This window comes from Streptomyces katrae (genome assembly GCF_000717655.1).
Classification (GTDB): Bacteria; Actinomycetota; Actinomycetes; order Streptomycetales; family Streptomycetaceae; genus Streptomyces; species Streptomyces katrae_B.
Map to the genome: position 1 here is coordinate 189,133 of NZ_JNZY01000004.1, position 15,127 is coordinate 204,259.

General features: G+C 69.4%; 12 protein-coding genes and 2 pseudogenes. 7 read left to right on the forward strand and 7 right to left on the reverse strand.

Annotated features, from left to right (window positions below):
- Positions 1-57: 57 nt before the first annotated feature.
- The 3 genes from IF09_RS0107260 to IF09_RS0107270 all read left to right on the forward strand — a co-directional run bounded on the left by IF09_RS0107260 (position 58) and on the right by IF09_RS0107270 (position 3,555).
- Entirely contained in the window at positions 58-891 is an 834-nt protein-coding gene (locus tag IF09_RS0107260; RefSeq protein WP_030293105.1) for a TIM barrel protein, read from the forward strand.
- A gap of 75 nt (positions 892-966) precedes the next feature.
- The gene (locus IF09_RS0107265) at positions 967-1,866 is read left to right on the forward strand and encodes a 2-hydroxy-3-oxopropionate reductase (protein ID WP_030293106.1); all 900 of its coding nucleotides are present in this window, start codon (positions 967-969) and stop codon (positions 1,864-1,866) included.
- A gap of 231 nt (positions 1,867-2,097) precedes the next feature.
- Positions 2,098-3,555 (forward strand): catalase, encoded by a 1,458-nt coding sequence (locus IF09_RS0107270; RefSeq protein WP_030293109.1) that lies wholly within the window; start codon positions 2,098-2,100, stop codon positions 3,553-3,555.
- 358 nt (positions 3,556-3,913) lie between these two features.
- Here the strand turns inward: IF09_RS0107270 and IF09_RS0107275 are convergent, their stop codons facing one another.
- Positions 3,914-4,537, reverse strand: a complete 624-nt coding sequence (locus IF09_RS0107275) for an ATP-binding protein (protein ID WP_030293111.1) — start codon at positions 4,535-4,537, stop codon at positions 3,914-3,916.
- A gap of 150 nt (positions 4,538-4,687) precedes the next feature.
- On the reverse strand, positions 4,688-6,475 hold the full coding sequence (gene gcl / locus IF09_RS0107280) for a glyoxylate carboligase (RefSeq protein WP_030293112.1): 1,788 nt from the start codon (positions 6,473-6,475) through the stop codon (positions 4,688-4,690).
- Between the two features lie 279 nt (positions 6,476-6,754).
- On the opposite strand from gcl, the gene IF09_RS0107285 reads away from it, so the two are divergent.
- Positions 6,755-7,639, forward strand: coding sequence for a hypothetical protein (locus tag IF09_RS0107285; RefSeq protein WP_030293113.1), 885 nt, complete (start codon positions 6,755-6,757; stop codon positions 7,637-7,639).
- A gap of 171 nt (positions 7,640-7,810) precedes the next feature.
- Positions 7,811-8,299, forward strand: coding sequence for a glutathione peroxidase (locus tag IF09_RS0107290; protein ID WP_030293114.1), 489 nt, complete (start codon positions 7,811-7,813; stop codon positions 8,297-8,299).
- Between the two features lie 69 nt (positions 8,300-8,368).
- Here IF09_RS0107290 and IF09_RS0107295 read toward each other — a convergent pair whose 3' ends face one another.
- Both IF09_RS0107295 and IF09_RS0107300 read right to left on the reverse strand, forming a co-directional pair.
- The gene (locus IF09_RS0107295) at positions 8,369-10,120 is read right to left on the reverse strand and encodes an AMP-binding protein (protein WP_078613105.1); all 1,752 of its coding nucleotides are present in this window, start codon (positions 10,118-10,120) and stop codon (positions 8,369-8,371) included.
- Between the two features lie 45 nt (positions 10,121-10,165).
- Entirely contained in the window at positions 10,166-11,281 is a 1,116-nt protein-coding gene (locus IF09_RS0107300) for a winged helix DNA-binding domain-containing protein (protein WP_030293116.1), read from the reverse strand.
- 111 nt (positions 11,282-11,392) lie between these two features.
- Between IF09_RS0107300 and IF09_RS0107305 the strand changes: the two genes are divergently transcribed.
- Positions 11,393-12,565 (forward strand): magnesium and cobalt transport protein CorA, encoded by a 1,173-nt coding sequence (locus IF09_RS0107305; RefSeq protein ID WP_078613106.1) that lies wholly within the window; start codon positions 11,393-11,395, stop codon positions 12,563-12,565.
- A 114-nt stretch (positions 12,566-12,679) separates the two neighbouring features.
- Here the strand turns inward: IF09_RS0107305 and IF09_RS42640 are convergent.
- From IF09_RS42640 to IF09_RS0107320, 3 genes and pseudogenes are all read right to left on the reverse strand, one after another.
- Positions 12,680-13,027: pseudogene (locus IF09_RS42640) on the reverse strand (IS110 family transposase); the annotation flags it as partial.
- 393 nt (positions 13,028-13,420) lie between these two features.
- The gene (locus IF09_RS0107315; protein WP_030293119.1) at positions 13,421-13,978 is read right to left on the reverse strand and encodes a hypothetical protein; all 558 of its coding nucleotides are present in this window, start codon (positions 13,976-13,978) and stop codon (positions 13,421-13,423) included.
- A 259-nt stretch (positions 13,979-14,237) separates the two neighbouring features.
- Positions 14,238-14,888 (reverse strand): hypothetical protein, encoded by a 651-nt coding sequence (locus IF09_RS0107320; RefSeq protein ID WP_030293120.1) that lies wholly within the window; start codon positions 14,886-14,888, stop codon positions 14,238-14,240.
- 87 nt (positions 14,889-14,975) lie between these two features.
- Here IF09_RS0107320 and IF09_RS42645 point away from each other — a divergent pair.
- A pseudogene (locus IF09_RS42645) lies at positions 14,976-15,124 on the forward strand (CorA family divalent cation transporter); the annotation flags it as partial.
- Positions 15,125-15,127: the final 3 nt, after the last annotated feature.

A 15,127-nucleotide genomic window follows, 5' to 3' on the forward strand; every position in this document is an offset into this window, starting at 1 on the left:
CAGTCTTCCATCAAGCAGAAACTAACTTCCGCAATACGGAAGGAGCGCACACCCCTCATGGGATACACGGACCAGCGCTTCGATGTGAACCTTTCGATCCTCTTCACGGAACTCCCGCTTCTGGAGCGCCCCGCGGCAGCCGCCGCGGCGGGCTTCACGGCGGTCGAGCTGTGGTGGCCCTGGATCGAGACCCCCACCCCCGCTCAGGCGGAGCTCGACGCCCTCAAGAAGGCTCTTGAGGACGCCGGCACCCAGCTGGTGGGCCTGAACTTCTACGCCGGCCGGCTGCCGGGCCCGGACCGCGGTGCGGTATCGGTTCCCGGTGAGGAGTCGGAGCGCTTCAACGCCAACATCAACGTGGCTGCGGACTTCGCCGCCTCGGTCGGCTGCAAGGCGCTGAACGCCCTCTACGGCAACCGCGTCGAGGGTGTGGACCCGGCCGTCCAGGACGAGCTCGCCCTGAAGAACCTGGTCGTGGCGGCCCGGGCCGCGGACCGCGTCGGCGCGATCCTCCTGATCGAGACCCTCAACAAGCCCGAGTCGCCGCTCTACCCGCTGGTGAGCGCCCCGGCCGGCATCGAGGTGGTGGACAAGGTGAACGAGGCCACCGGCCTCGGGAACGCCAAGTTCCTGCTCGACCTGTACCACCTGGCGATGAACGATGAGGACCTCTCCGAGGTCATCGAAAAGTACGCCGCCAAGACCGGGCACGTCCAGATCGCGGACAAGCCCGGACGCGGTGCCCCCGGCACCGGCGAGCTGCCCCTCGAGGAGCTGCTCGACCAGCTGAAGAAGGCCGGATACGAGGGCTACGTAGGCCTGGAGTACAAGGCCGCCGACGCCGCCGCCTCCTTCGCGTGGCTGCCGGCCGAGGCCCGCGCCGCCCAGTAGGCGGACCAAGTCCAGGCGATCAGCCAGGCACGTCACGCACTTTTCGTACAAAGCATTAAGAGAAGGACCCTCATCATGAGCAACCCCGCTGCGCTCCCGTCGATCGCCTGGATCGGGCTCGGCATCATGGGCTCCCCCATGGCCGAGAACCTCCTGAAGGCCGGCTACCCGGTCACCGGCTTCACGCTGGAGCAGGACAAGCTGGACCGCCTGGCCGCCGCCGGCGGCACCGCCGCCGGCTCGATCGCCGAGGCCGTCAAGGACGCCGACGTCATCATCACGATGGTGCCCGCCTCCCCGCAGGTCGAGGCCATCTCGTACGGCGAGAACGGCATCCTCGAGAACGCGAAGTCCGGCGCGCTGATCATCGACATGTCGTCGATCACCCCGCAGACCTCGATCGACCTCGCGAAGAACGCCGCCGAGAAGGGCATCCGCGTCATCGACGCCCCGGTGTCCGGCGGCGAGGCCGGCGCCATCGAGGCCGTCCTGTCGATCATGGTGGGTGGCGAGCAGGCCGACTTCGACGCGGCGCTGCCGATCCTCGAGGCGCTCGGCAAGGTCATCGTCCTGTGCGGTCCGCACGGCTCCGGCCAGACGGTAAAGGCCGCCAACCAGCTCATCGTCGCGGTGAACATCCAGGCGTGCGCCGAGGCCGTGGTCTTCCTCGAGAAGTCGGGCGTGAACCTCCAGGCCGCCCTGGACGTCCTCAACGGCGGTCTGGCCGGCTCCACGGTCCTGACCCGCAAGAAGGACAACTTCCTGAACCGCGACTTCAAGCCCGGCTTCCGGATCGACCTGCACCACAAGGACATGGGCATCGTCACCGACGCCGCCCGCAACGTCGGTGCGGCCCTCCCGGTCGGCGCGGTCGTCGCCCAGCTGGTCGCCTCGCTGCGCGCCCAGGGTGACGGCGGCCTGGACCACTCGGCCCTGCTGCGCGCGGTAGAGCGCCTCTCCGGCGCCCAGATCTGAGCCCGCGGCCCGCTCGCCGGGCCGCCGCCCCTCCCCCCCTCCGGGGGCCTGAGTTTCCGGATGGTGCCGGTGCTGACACCTGTCCTGTCGCGCCCAAGCGCCGGCACCGTCCGGATCACCTCTCTCCATCTTTGTTCAACAAACTGTTGACGCTGCGTTCGGCCTGAAATTAGGCTGTTCCGCATGACGGAATACGCTTTCCGTCAGCAGGTTCCCGTACGGAAGGTCACCATGTCGAAGCGCACGCTGACGACCGAGTCCGGCGCCCCGGTCGCCGACAACCAGAACTCCGCCACCGCCGGCGTCGGTGGCCCGCTGCTGATCCAGGACCAGCAGCTGCTCGAGAAGCTTGCCCGCTTCAACCGGGAGCGCATCCCGGAGCGCGTGGTGCACGCCCGCGGCTCGGCCGCGTACGGCTACTTCGAGGTGACCGACGACGTCACCGCGTACACCAGCGCCGCGTTCCTGAACACGGTCGGCAAGAAGACCGAGACCTTCCTGCGGTTCTCCACCGTGGCCGACTCGCTGGGTGGCGCGGACGCGGTCCGCGACCCGCGCGGCTTCGCGCTGAAGTTCTACACCGAAGAGGGCAACTACGACCTCGTCGGCAACAACACCCCGGTGTTCTTCATCAAGGACCCGATCAAGTTCCCCGACTTCATCCACTCCCAGAAGCGCGACCCCTTCACGGGCAAGCAGGAGCCGGACAACGTCTGGGACTTCTGGGCGCACGCCCCCGAGGCGACGCACCAGATCACCTGGCTGATGGGTGACCGCGGCATACCCGCCTCGTACCGCCACATGAACGGCTACGGCTCCCACACGTACCAGTGGACGAACGAGCAGGGCGAGGCCTTCTTCGTCAAGTACCACTTCAAGACGAACCAGGGCATCCGCTGCCTGTCGTCGGAGCAGGCCGCCGAGCTCGCGGGCAAGGACGGCAACAGCCACCAGACCGACCTGCTCCAGGCGATCGAGCGCGGTGTGAACCCGAGCTGGACCCTGTACGTCCAGATCATGCCGGCCGCCGAGGCCGCGGAGTACCGCTTCAACCCGTTCGACCTGACCAAGGTGTGGCCGCACAGCGACTACCCGCTGCAGCGCGTGGGCCGCCTGGTCCTCGACCGCAACCCGGACAACGTCTTCGCCGAGGTCGAGCAGTCCGCGTTCTCCCCGAACAACTTCGTCCCGGGCATCACCGCCTCGCCGGACAAGATGCTCCAGGGCCGTCTCTTCGCGTACGCCGACGCCCAGCGCTACCGCCTCGGTGTGAACCACACCCAGCTGCCGGTCAACGCCCCGAAGGCGACGAAGGCCGAGAACTACGGCCGCGACGGCGTCATGGCGCTGCGCAACGGCTCGCGCCACGACAAGAACTACGAGCCCAACTCGTACCAGGGCCCGGCCGAGACCGGTCTGGCGCTGGGTGCCCCGAAGGCCGTCTCCGGCTACACGGGCACCCACGAGGCCCCGGCCCACACCAAGGACGACGACTTCTTCCAGGCCGGTGAGCTCTACCGCCTGATGTCGGAGGCCGAGAAGCAGCGCCTGGTGGCGAACATCGCCGGCGGCCTGTCTCAGGTCACCCTCGAGGACGTCATCGAGAAGAACCTGGCTCACTTCCACGCCGCGGACGCCGATTACGGCAAGCGCGTCGAGGAGGCCGTCCGCGCCCTGCGCGACGCCTGAGCCCATAGCTGCACCGGGGACCTGGCGGGAGGTCAGGTCCCCGGTGCCGAGCCCGAACCGCGGACCCGGATGAGGGGTGGTACGCGGTAAGGGCCGGACGAGGGCCGCGACGGGCGTGTGAGCCAGTGCGGTGGTAATGGGGGCCGAGGCCCGTCTCTTGACCTGAGGGAGACGAAGCCGAAGCTCTCGTCACCGCCCGTCGCGGTCCCAGCCACTCCTTATATACGGGGGCCACGCACAGGGTCCCCCACTCCGACTCCGCCCGGCGATGCGAATGTCCTGTCGCGCCAGCCTCGTACCGTCGGGCGGTCAAACCCAAAGCGCCGAGTCACGGACGGTCCCGTGACTCGGCGCTTTGTCATGCCCGGTGGTCGATGATGTGGACGGACAGGTGCGGCCACTGCGTGGTGAGCGCGGCCAGTTCGTCCGAGGCGGGTCCGGTCGCCGTGCGCAGGGCTTCGGCGGGGCTGAAGTGGACGGTGGTACCGGTAGTACCGTCACCGACGATCGGCATCAGGTCGGTCGCAGGAACGCCGTGCTCGTAGCGCTGGATCCAGGCCCCGCCCGCCCGGCGGTTGGTGTGGACGAGCCACTCGCTGAGCGCCGCGACGACGGACATGCCGCGCCGCGGGCGTCCGTCGGGCAGGATCTGCGAGGCCGGGTGATCGAAGAACCGGAGGTCCTTCGTCGCCATGATCGGCTTCCTGACCGGCCGGCCGTGCTCGTCGGGCCGGGTGTCGGTGCCCCTGCCCTCGTCCGCCACGGACACCGAGCCGTCGCCGTGGAGCGTGACCGTACAACGCCCCCCGCCGGTGCACTGCGCCTCGTCGGCCGCGTACGCGACGGCTTCGAGGATCAGGTGTGCAAACCCGCCGGGGGCGAACACGGCCTGGTTCTCGCGGATGTGGGCAAGATGGCCGGCGTCCACGGAACCTGCCCAGTCGTGCGTCGTGTTGCGCCACGAGGCCCTTGATCTGTCCATCGGAGCAGTATGCCGAAGCCCTACGGGGCAGGAGCCGCGCGGAGGGTACGGAGGCCAGGGCCGGCCCGGTGGGGCATGCAGAACGGCCCCCGTTCCTCCTCGTGGAGGGACGGGGGCCGCAACGTGCAGCCGCTACTGTCGGCTCGGGGCTCAGACCGACAGCGGGCGGATCGCGGTCGGGGCGTGGCCCGGCTCGGTGGCGAGCTCCTCGAACTCGGTGACGTCGCTCATGTCGACCGTCTTGCTCATCGAGATGTTGGTGACGCGCTCCAGGATGGCCTCGACGACCACCGGGACGCTGTACTCGGCGGCGAGCTTCTTGGCCTCCTCGAGGGCGGCACCCAGCTCGTTCGGGTCGGTGACGCGGATCGCCTTGCAGCCGAGGCCCTCGACGACCTTGACGTGGTCGACGCCGTAGACGCCCAGCTCCGGGGCGTTGATGTTCTCGAACTCCAGGTTGACCTCGAAGTTGATGCCGAGGCCGCCCTGCGCCTGACGGATCAGGCCGAGGTAGGCGTTGTTCACCAGGACGTGGACGTACGGGATCTTGTGCTGCGCGCCGACCGCCAGCTCCTCCAGCATGAACTGGAAGTCGTAGTCGCCGGAGAGGGCGACGACGGGGGTCTGCGGGTCGGCGGTGGCGACACCCAGCGCGGCCGGGATGGTCCAGCCGAGCGGGCCGGCCTGGCCGCAGTTGATCCAGTGGCGCGGCTTGAAGACGTGCAGCATCTGCGCGCCGGCGATCTGGGAAAGGCCGATGGTGGTGACGTAACGCGTCTCCGGGCCGAAGGCCTTGTTCATCTCCTCGTAGACGCGCTGCGGCTTCATGGGGATGTTGTCGAAGTGCGTACGGCGCTGCAGCGTGGCCTTGCGCTCCAGGTGCGAGGCGACCCAGGCGCTGAAGTCGGGCAGCCTGCCCTCGGCCTTGAGCTCCTTGGCGACCTCGATGAAGATCTCCAGCGCGGCCTTGGCGTCGGAGGCGATGCCGAGGTCCGGGGCGAAGATCTTGCCCAGCTGGGTGGGCTCGATGTCGACGTGGACGAACTTGCGGTCGCCGAGGTACGCGTCCAGGTTGTAACCGGTGTGGCGGTTGGCCCAGCGGTTGCCGATGCCGAGGACGAAGTCCGACTCGAGGAACGTCGCGTTGCCGTAGCGGTGCGAGGTCTGGACACCGACCATGCCGGCGGCGAGCTCGTGGTCGTCGGGGATGGTGCCCCAGCCCATGAGCGTGGAGATGACCGGGACGCCGGTCAGCTCGGCGAACTCGACCAGCAGGTCGGAGGCGTCGGCGTTGATGATGCCGCCGCCGGCGACGATCAGCGGACGCTCGGACTCCAGCAGGAACTGGAGGGCCTTCTCGGCCTGCTTCCGCGTGGCGGCCGGCTTGTGGACGGGCAGCGGCTCGTACAGGTCGGGGTCGAACTCGATCTCGGTCAGCTGGACGTCGATCGGGAGGTCGATCAGGACCGGGCCCGGACGGCCGGAGCGCATCAGGTGAAACGCCTGCTGGAAGACGCCGGGGACCTGCGCGGCCTCGAGGACCGTGGTCGCGGCCTTGGTGACCGGCTTGGCGATCGAGGCGATGTCGACGGCCTGGAAGTCCTCCTTGTGGAGCTTCGCGACCGGAGCCTGACCGGTGATGCACAGGATCGGGATGGAGTCCGCGATGGCCGAGTACAGGCCGGTGATCATGTCGGTGCCGGCGGGGCCGGACGTACCGATGCAGACACCGATGTTGCCCGCGTTGGTGCGGGTGTAGCCCTCGGCCATGTGCGAGGCGCCCTCGACGTGGCGGGCGAGGGTGTGGTTGATGCCACCCACGTTCTTGAGCTCGCGGTAGAACGGGTTGATCGCAGCGCCGGGCACGCCGAACGCTTGCGAAACGCCCTCGCGCTTGAGGATCTCCACTGCAGCGGCGGCGGCTGTCATACGAGGCATCGAGTTCTCCTGCGGGTCTGGCGGTCAGACTGTTTCCCGGGGCGTTTCCACAATCCGGAAGTTTTGTTCTGCTATACGGAACAAGCTAAGCGGCCAGTCCCCGCACGTCAAGGAGCTTCCGCACCCCGGAACACACCAAATGCCGCGTCTCGCACAAGCGAGTTGTACGAACCACCGGGACCCGGCCGAATCCGGGGGAAAATCGAGGGCATGCCCACCCGCCGGTGGCAGGTGGTGGAGCATGGACCCACGCACAGCGACGGAGGGGGCGCAGTAGCCATGGCAGAAGCGGTACCGGTGCGCTGCCCGGCATGTCTGCGCGAGAACGGCTACGCCGCCCCGGTCTTCCCGTGCGCCTGCGGAAGCCCGGTCGTCCCGCCCCTGGACCTCGCGGCGCCGCCCGTGCCGCTGACGCACCGCACCTGGTCGGAGACCTGGGTGGCGGTGCGGTGCACGGCGTGCGGGCGGGTGAGCGAGTGGCCGCATCCCGAGCTGGGATGCGCCTCGTGCGGGACGGTGGTGCGGATCCCGGTGCACCCGGTGGAGCCCGAGACGGGGAGGGGGCCGGGGCCGGGGATCACGCCCGGGAGCGGCGTACGGGACGGGCTGCCTCCGCGGCCCGGCGTACGTGGGGACGCTCGGGAGGCGGGTCCGGGGTGGCCGGGCATGGCGGGCGCGCCCGGCACCCCGGGCCGGGACGGGTCGGCCCGGGGTGCCGGGGCGGCCGGGTCGGCCCCGGCGCCGGTCCCCGGGCAGCCTTCGGCGGCGCCGGTGCCGCGGCCGGCGTTCCGCCCGGTGACCATCCGTACCGCCCGGGACGCGGTGGCCGCGGCCGCGCTGTACCTGCGGTGGCTCGGCTTCCAGGACGTCCGGCAGCCCGACGGCCGGCCCATCCCCTCCGCGGCCGTGGACCTGCGGGCCCCCGGGCTGGTGGCGCAAGTGGACCCGACCACCGCTCCGGCCGGACTGCGGGCCGTGGAGTGCGTCTGGCTGAACGGCCTGACGGCCTCCGCGACCAGCGTCTACTTCGCGCTCGCGGGGTATACGGAGGACGCCCGCTCCCGCGCGGACGACCTCGGGATACCGCTCTTCGTCATGGATCTCACGGGCATGCCGCAGCCCGTCAACGACCCGGCGGACCGGCTGGTGAACTCGGGGGCGTAGTCAGGGGCGTGGCCAGGGCGTGGCCAGAGCGGCCCGGCATGGGGCGTCTTGCCGATCAGACCTGCCCGGGCAGGACGTAGGCTCGGAACACACATCCGTATCCGTTGGCTGCCTGCGTGCGTGCCCGCTTGCCTGCCTGCGGGCCTGCCCCTTTCCCTGCCGAGGAGCCCGATGAGCCTGTACGACATCCCGCTGACCACCCTGTCCGACGAGCCCACCAGCCTGGCGGCCCACAAGGGCAAGGCGATCCTGCTGGTGAACACCGCTTCGCAGTGCGGTCTCACCCCGCAGTACTCGGGACTGGCCCGGCTGCAGTTCACGTACGAGGAGAAGGGCTTCACCGTCGTCGGCGTGCCCTGCAACCAGTTCGGCGAGCAGGAGCCCGGCAACGCCGAGGACATCGCGACCTTCTGCGCGGCCGGTTTCGGCGTGACCTTCCCGATGCTGGAGAAGACCGAGGTCAACGGCGAGAACCGGCACCCGCTGTACCGGGAGCTGGTGAAGACCCCGGACGCCGACGGCGAGGCGGGCGACATCCAGTGGAACTTCGAGAAGTTCCTGATCTCCCCGGCCGGCGAGGTCGTGGCGCGCTTCCGCCCGCGCACCGAGCCCGAGTCCCCCGAGGTCATCGCCGCGATCGAGGCGCAGCTGCCGGCCTAGCCCCGCCCGGCCGTACGGAGGGCGGCCCGACCCCACGGTCGGCCGCCCCCGACGGTACGAGGGCCGGGCTCAGCCGAGCTCGGCCTCGTCGTACTCCGCGCCCGAGCCGGCCGCGGTGAGCTCCCGCAGCTCCACCCGGCGGATCTTGCCCGACACGGTCTTCGGCAGCTCCGCGAACTCGATGCGGCGGATCCGCTTGTAGGGGGACAGCACCGCGCGGGAGTGCGCGAACAGCGCCCGCGCGGTCTCCGGCCCGGGCTCCCAGTCGGCGGCGAGCGCGATGTACGCCTTCGGCACGGCCAGCCGCAGCGGGTCGGGGGCCGGGACCACGGCGGCCTCGGCGACGGCCTCGTGCTCGAGCAGGGCGCTCTCCAGCTCGAACGGGCTGATCTTGTAGTCGGAGGCCTTGAAGACGTCGTCCGAGCGCCCGACGTAGGTGAGGTACCCGGCTTCGTCGCGCGAGGCGATGTCACCGGTGCGGTAGAGCCCGTCCGCCATGGCCTCGGCGGTGCGCTCCGGGTCGTCCCGGTAGCCGGTCATCACCCCGGCGGGCCGGCTGCGCAGGTCCACGCAGAGTTCGCCCTCGTCGGGGGACTCCTTGCCGGTGACCGGGTCGAGGAGCACGATCTCGTACCCGGGCGCCGGGCGCCCCATCGAGCCGGGCTTGACGGGGACCCCGGGGAAGTTGCCGACCTGCAGGGTGGTCTCGGTCTGGCCGAAACCGTCGCGGATGGTGACGCCCCAGGCCTCGCGGACCTTCTCGATGACCTCGGGATTGAGCGGCTCGCCCGCGGCAACGGCCTCGCGCGGAGGGGTGCGGAGCTTGGTGAGGTCGGACTGGATCATCATCCGCCAGACGGTGGGCGGGGCGCAGAAGGTGGTCACGCCGTGCCGGTCCATTTCGGCCATCAGCCGGTCGGCGTCGAAGCGGGTGTAGTTGTGCACGAACACGGTGGCGCCGGCGTTCCACGGGGCGAAGAGGTTGGACCAGGCGTGCTTGGCCCAGCCGGGCGAGGCGATGTTCAGGTGCACGTCGCCGGGGCGCAGCCCGAGCCAGTACATGGTGGACAGGTGCCCGATGGGGTACGAGGCGTGCGTGTGCTCGACGAGCTTGGGGCGGGCGGTGGTCCCGGAGGTGAAGTAGAGCATCAGCGGGTCGGTGGAGAGCGTCTCGCCGTCTGGCCGGAAGTGTGCGTCGGCCCCGTACATGTCCTCGAGCCGGCGCCAGCCGGTGGGTACGTCCGCTCCGGCGGCGATCCGGGTGTAGGTGCCGGGGACCTCGTCGAACTTGCCGGTGTCCTCGGCGCGCACGACGACGTGCCGCACGTGGCCGCGTTCGATGCGGTCGCGCAGGTCCGCCGTTCCGAGCAGCGGGGTGGCGGGGATGACGACGGCGCGCAGCTTCATCGCGCCGAGCATGACCTCCCACAGCTCGCGCTGGTTGCCGAGCATGACCAGGACCCGGTCGCCGGCCGCGACGCCCTGGTCGCGCAGCCAGTTGGCAGCGGAGTCGGACCGTACGGCCAGCTCCCCGAAGGAGACGGACTTGCTGGTGCCGTCCTCCTCGACGATGCGCAGGGCGTCGGCGGCGTTTCCGGTGGCGATGCGGTCGAACCAGTCCAGGGCCCAGTTGAAGCGCTCGGGCCGCGGCCAGGTGAATCCGGCGCGGGCGGCTTCGTAGTCGCCGCGGCGTTCGAGCAGGAAGTCGCGCGCGGCCAGGAACGCGGCGGTGGCGTCGCTGTTGATCAAGCCGGGGTCGGCGTGCCCGGGGCTCTCGGCGTGCTCGGTATTCGGGGCGTTCTCGGGGCTGTTGTGCGTCATGGGAGGCATCGTGCCGTGCCTGCCGTACGCCCCACCAGAGCGGCGTCAGCCGCTGATTGACCCGAAGCGCACGGACCCGCGGCCGCCGTGGTCCGTCATGTCGGCGATCAACCGCTCCCCTTCGGCCACGATCTCTTCCTCGTCCTTCTTCGACGCCTTCCCGAAGAGCTCGACGGTCAGCGTCCCCTCCTCGAGCCGCCACAGCCCGGCGAGGAACCCGTCGACGAGGAGGGTGCAGTGGGCCTGGTTCCCCGTCCAGGTGCGCCCCTTGATCTCGGGGGCGACCACGCGGGTGCGGTCGGCGTGGGAGAGCAGCAGGTTGTCGAACTCCGGGAGGAAGCGGGGCGGTGCCGGTGTGCCGGCGTCGGGCCGGGGCGCGTCGGGCAGGTCGAACAGCTCGACACCGTTCACGTCGCGGAAGACGGCCAGCTGCGGGCGCAGCCGCTCGAAGGCCTCCCGCAGCCGGGTCAGGCCGGCCCAGACCTGCATGTCCTTGACGGAGGCGGGCCCGAAGGCGCCGAGGTAGCGCAGTACGACGTCGTCCACGGCCTGCGGGGCCGGTGCGGCGGGTGCAGCGGGCGTGTCGAGCCACTGCTCCACGGTGGTGAGCCGTACCTGCCCGCTGCGTCCCCACACCCCGCGGGGCGTGACCTGGACAAGCGGGAGCCGGCACCGCGCGGCAACGGACAGGGCCTGCGGATCGGCTTCCGGCCACTGCGTGAGCAGCTCCTCGCGGATCTCGCCCATCGTGCGGGGTGCGGCCTCGACGAACGCACGCGCGAGCTCGCCGAGCCGCTCCAGGTCCACTCCGACGAGGCCCTTGCGGAAGTAGTTGACCTCCCGGTCCCGGGCGCCCTGGACCAGCGGCCGCAGGGTCAGCGCGTCGTGCGCGGTGTGGGTGTGGATGGTGGACCGCATGGTGACCATCCGGACCACCCGCCGGGACTCCATCAGCTCCGCGAGCTCGGCGGGCCGGAATCCGGCGAGCCGGGCGTGCAGCTGGAAGTAGGGCGGCTTCACGTTCTGCGCCTGGAGCCCGAGCAGGTGCGCGACGGCGTCCTGCGCGGACGTTGCGGCGCGGCTCAGGAGCAACTGGCGGGCGAGCGTGGCACGGTTCAGGGAACGGGTGCCGAGTACGGGATGCGCGGTCCGGGAGGCCATGGACAGCAAGCTACCCCCGGTTGCGGACAGATACGGTCCTCAACCGGGGGGCCCGAGGCCCGATATCCTTCGATCACCCGAAGTGCACGTTCGACCGGGAGCTGACCTGCGATGCCGGAGCGCCCAGACCGCCGCCCCTCGCCGTCCGGCAAACGCCCGGGATGGCGCCGCCCCACTCCCCCGCCCGCAACTTCCCCGCCCGCCACGCCACCCGCCTCCCCGCCGGCCGGCCCGAAACCCGCGCCGGCCCCTCGTCCGAACCACCGCAGCGTGATCGACTCCGCCGTCTACCGCGACGGCCGGCGCATCGCCTCCCCCGCGACCCTCGCGGAGACGTTCCGCCAGCTGCGCGACCAGCCCGACGGCATGGCCTGGATCGGCCTGCACCGCCCCACCGAGCCCGAGCTCCACTCCCTCGCCGCCGAGTTCAACCTCCACGAGCTCGCCGTCGAGGACGCCCTCGAGGCCCACCAGCGCCCCAAGCTGGAACGCTACGGCGACACCCTCTTCGTCGTCCTGCGTGCTGCGCGCTACCTCGACGCCCCGGAGGAGGTCGAGTTCGGCGAGCTGCACATCTTCGTCGGCCCGGACTTCCTGATCACGGTCCGCCACGGCGCCGCCCCGGACCTCTCCGCGGTCCGCCGGCGCATGGAGGAGACCCCGGAGCTCCTCTCCCTCGGTCCCGAGGCCGCCCTGTACGCGATCCTCGACGCGGTGGTCGACGGCTACGCGCCGGTGGTCGCGGGCGTCCAGAACGACATGGACGAGATCGAGACGGAGGTCTTCCGCGGCGAACCGGAGGTCTCCCGCCGCATCTACGAACTCTCCCGCGAAATGGTCGAGTTCCAGCGCGCCACCCGCCCCCTGGTCGGCATGCTCCACGGCCTGATGGCCGGCTTCGCGAAGTACGGCACGGACGAGGAACTCCAGCGCTACCTCCGCGACGTGGCCGACCACGTCACCCACACCAGCGAACGCGTCGACGGCTTCCGCCAGGCCCTGACGGACATCCTGACGGTCAACGCCACCCTGGTCTCCCAACAACAGAACGCCGAAATGCGCGCCCTGGCCGAAGCCGGCTTCGAACAGAACGAGGAGATCAAGAAGATTTCCGCTTGGGCGGCAATTCTGTTTGCACCCACACTCGTTGGAACGATCTATGGCATGAACTTCGAAGCCATGCCAGAGCTGCGCTGGGCGCTCGGATACCCCTTCGCAGTTGCCCTGATGGCGGCAGTTTGCATCAGTTTGTACCTCATCTTCAAACGTCGGGACTGGCTCTAGACTGAGCAACTCACCGCAGCGCTCGCCTATTGGATTTGCATCTGTACCGTCAAAAAATCGAGCGCGTAACGTGCCCTGGAGAGCGGCTGGGGAGAATAGACGTCCACAAACTTGTCTACCCAGTTCTCCAGTCAGGGAGGCGTCGCGGGCATCGGTCTTGGCCTCGCCCGGGTAGAGATCGGCGATCCGCCGCACCGTCAGCACGGGGAGATAGGCGACCGGGCAGCCCATGTCACGCGCGACGGCCGACGGCAGGGCGCCGATGGAGGCCGGCTGATCGACCACGACGAGCACGGTTCCGTGCTTGGCCTGCAGTTTCCCGAACACCTCGCGGAGCTTGCGTTCACTGTGGGGCAGCCGCTTGTCGAATGCCTTCTTCCCGGCCGCGGTGACGGCGGTGGCGTGGTGTTCGCCCTTGCCGACGTCCAGGCCGAGGAAGGCGCCGATGTCACTGACGTCGATCGCGTGCGTCCTCCGGTCGTCCCCATACCCGGCCGTCCCACGGCACCGATCGCCCCATCCACATGACGAAGAGCCTCCCGACTTGCGAAGAAGCCGGTGGTCATGCCCCTCATCAGCGGTCTGTCGATGCCTCAGGAGCCGGTGACGCCACCCCCCAGGCCATGCGTTCGACAGGGGGGACAGTCATGCCAACTCGGGAGGCGCGGCGCCCCATTGCGGGGCGCCAAAACGGTAATGGGGGAACCGGGCGGCCGCTTGGCCAGGGCCGGCACCCGCACGCCCGTTCCGCTCACGCTGCGCGCCAGGCACAAGCCCTGAACGCCCGCAAGGGCGGCGACCACGCCACCGAGCGCGACCCCAGCTCCCAAGTCCACCACGCAGCACGGGAGATCCTCAGTCGATGGTGAAGCCCCAGAAGATGCCGACTTCCGTGGCGGAGACAGCGATTACACCACAATCCATCACGTGGCTGGTGAAGCCCTCATAGGCACCCTCGCGACGGAACATATCGGCATGGGGATTCTCTCGCGCCGTCGCCGCATTGGTGAAAAACAGCGCGTCTTCTCCGAATCTTTCCAGGATCGTTCTCGCGTGCGAGGTCAGCTCGGCCTCTTGTGCATCGAAATCCGGAATGTCCTCTGTTTGGAACCACTCGCCCTGGAGAGTGGCCAGGATTTGTTCGGCGCCCCTCCTGGACACAGGGAAGACCGTGCTGAAGTCTCCTGGCGTAACAGCACTGAACGGGCTGTCCGGGCCGGTGCCGTGATCGCCCCCTCCCGGTGCCGCGGCAACCTTCGACCAGCCACGCGGATCGTCCGTCCGCAGCCGCATGACGTCGAGGGCGTCCAGGCTCCAGCCATCGCGCCACCGCGCCCCCACGGCCGCGAACATGCCCTCCCCGAAAAGGGCCCGCAGGGAACGGCTCCACGAGGTGGCGTCAATCTGAGTCACGGGCCTTACCCCGGTTCTCCAAGTGCACACTATGGGTGCCGGGTCTGTCGGTGGGCATGGAAGTGAGAACGACGAACGGCGAGTGGCTCCCCGGGTTGGGTCTCAGAACGACCCACACAATGGTCACGTCACGCGCGGCGGTGTCGCCCCGGTCCCACGACCTTCCCACAACGTCGTTCGTCGTCAGGAGGAGTGAGCGTGACGAGTTGGGTCCAGGGTTACCCTCGAGCGGTTCATCCAGAGCCGCCTGAGTATACCGCTACGCGTCTGCAAGGCTCCCGAACGCCGAAACGGCCTCGGGTCGGATGCCGGAAGGCCTGACGATCTGCTGGTCCCGCAGCCGTTGTTCCAGTTGCTCATCCGTCTTTCCCACCTGCTTGTCCACCACATGGGACCCGATAATGCCCTCCAGGTTCGCAAGGTCGATCGGGTATTTGTGATTGCTTTCGTCGTCCCCCGCCACCGTGTAGAGCGGATCGTTCTTGAAATCGGTCAGAGCTCGGGCGCCGAAGGACTCCGCCCGCGCCGACTCGGCCCGGAACGTGGGAGCACTGAGATATGCCTCATCCAGGGCTTCGTGCAGTTTGCTGAGCTCAGCGACCTGTCGGCGCACGCGGTTGTTGTACGCCTCGACCGCCGCGTTCATCGCCTCCTCGTCCACCTCAAGGGAGAAGCCGACCGCGAAACTCCTCCCCCTCCACTCATAACCCTCGCGACTCTGGCCCCACCCGCTCGCACCCCAGACAGCGCCGCAGAATTGCCGCATCGCGGCGTTCCACTCGCCGTTGGACCCCTGGGTGTAGTTGTGCAGAGCACTGCTGAGGTTTCCGTCCGTGGTGGTGACGGACGTGCTCGCATACACCCAGGCGACGGACATGCTGTCCAAACCCACGTAATCGGGCAACGGCATGAGGTGCGCGCGAGTTTGCCGGTGGGCCGCTTCCGCTCCGCTGCACGTTCACGCCGGCGCCCGAAATACCCCCGTTGGGGAGTGACCGCTCCCACACTCGTGGGAACCATCTACGGCATGAACTTCGAGGACATGCCGGAGTTGAAGTGGCCGGCGGCTACCCCTTCGCGGTCCTGCTGATGGCCGTCGTCTGCGTCAGCCTCTACGTCATTTTCGAGAAGCGCGACTGGCCATAGCCG

Excerpts from the sequence above, each read along its gene's own strand:
- IF09_RS0107260 (WP_030293105.1), top strand. The coding sequence starts at position 58 with ATGGGATACACGGACCAGCGCTTCGATGTGAACCTTTCGATCCTCTTC.
- IF09_RS0107265 (WP_030293106.1), top strand. The coding sequence starts at position 967 with ATGAGCAACCCCGCTGCGCTCCCGTCGATCGCCTGGATCGGGCTCGGC.
- IF09_RS0107270 (WP_030293109.1), top strand. The coding sequence starts at position 2,098 with ATGTCGAAGCGCACGCTGACGACCGAGTCCGGCGCCCCGGTCGCCGAC.
- IF09_RS0107275 (WP_030293111.1), bottom strand. The coding sequence starts at position 4,537 with ATGGACAGATCAAGGGCCTCGTGGCGCAACACGACGCACGACTGGGCA.
- gcl (WP_030293112.1), bottom strand. The coding sequence starts at position 6,475 with ATGCCTCGTATGACAGCCGCCGCCGCTGCAGTGGAGATCCTCAAGCGC.
- IF09_RS0107285 (WP_030293113.1), top strand. The coding sequence starts at position 6,755 with ATGGCAGAAGCGGTACCGGTGCGCTGCCCGGCATGTCTGCGCGAGAAC.
- IF09_RS0107290 (WP_030293114.1), top strand. The coding sequence starts at position 7,811 with ATGAGCCTGTACGACATCCCGCTGACCACCCTGTCCGACGAGCCCACC.
- IF09_RS0107295 (WP_078613105.1), bottom strand. The coding sequence starts at position 10,120 with ATGACGCACAACAGCCCCGAGAACGCCCCGAATACCGAGCACGCCGAG.
- IF09_RS0107300 (WP_030293116.1), bottom strand. The coding sequence starts at position 11,281 with ATGGCCTCCCGGACCGCGCATCCCGTACTCGGCACCCGTTCCCTGAAC.
- IF09_RS0107305 (WP_078613106.1), top strand. The coding sequence starts at position 11,393 with ATGCCGGAGCGCCCAGACCGCCGCCCCTCGCCGTCCGGCAAACGCCCG.
- IF09_RS0107320 (WP_030293120.1), bottom strand. The coding sequence starts at position 14,888 with ATGCCGTTGCCCGATTACGTGGGTTTGGACAGCATGTCCGTCGCCTGG.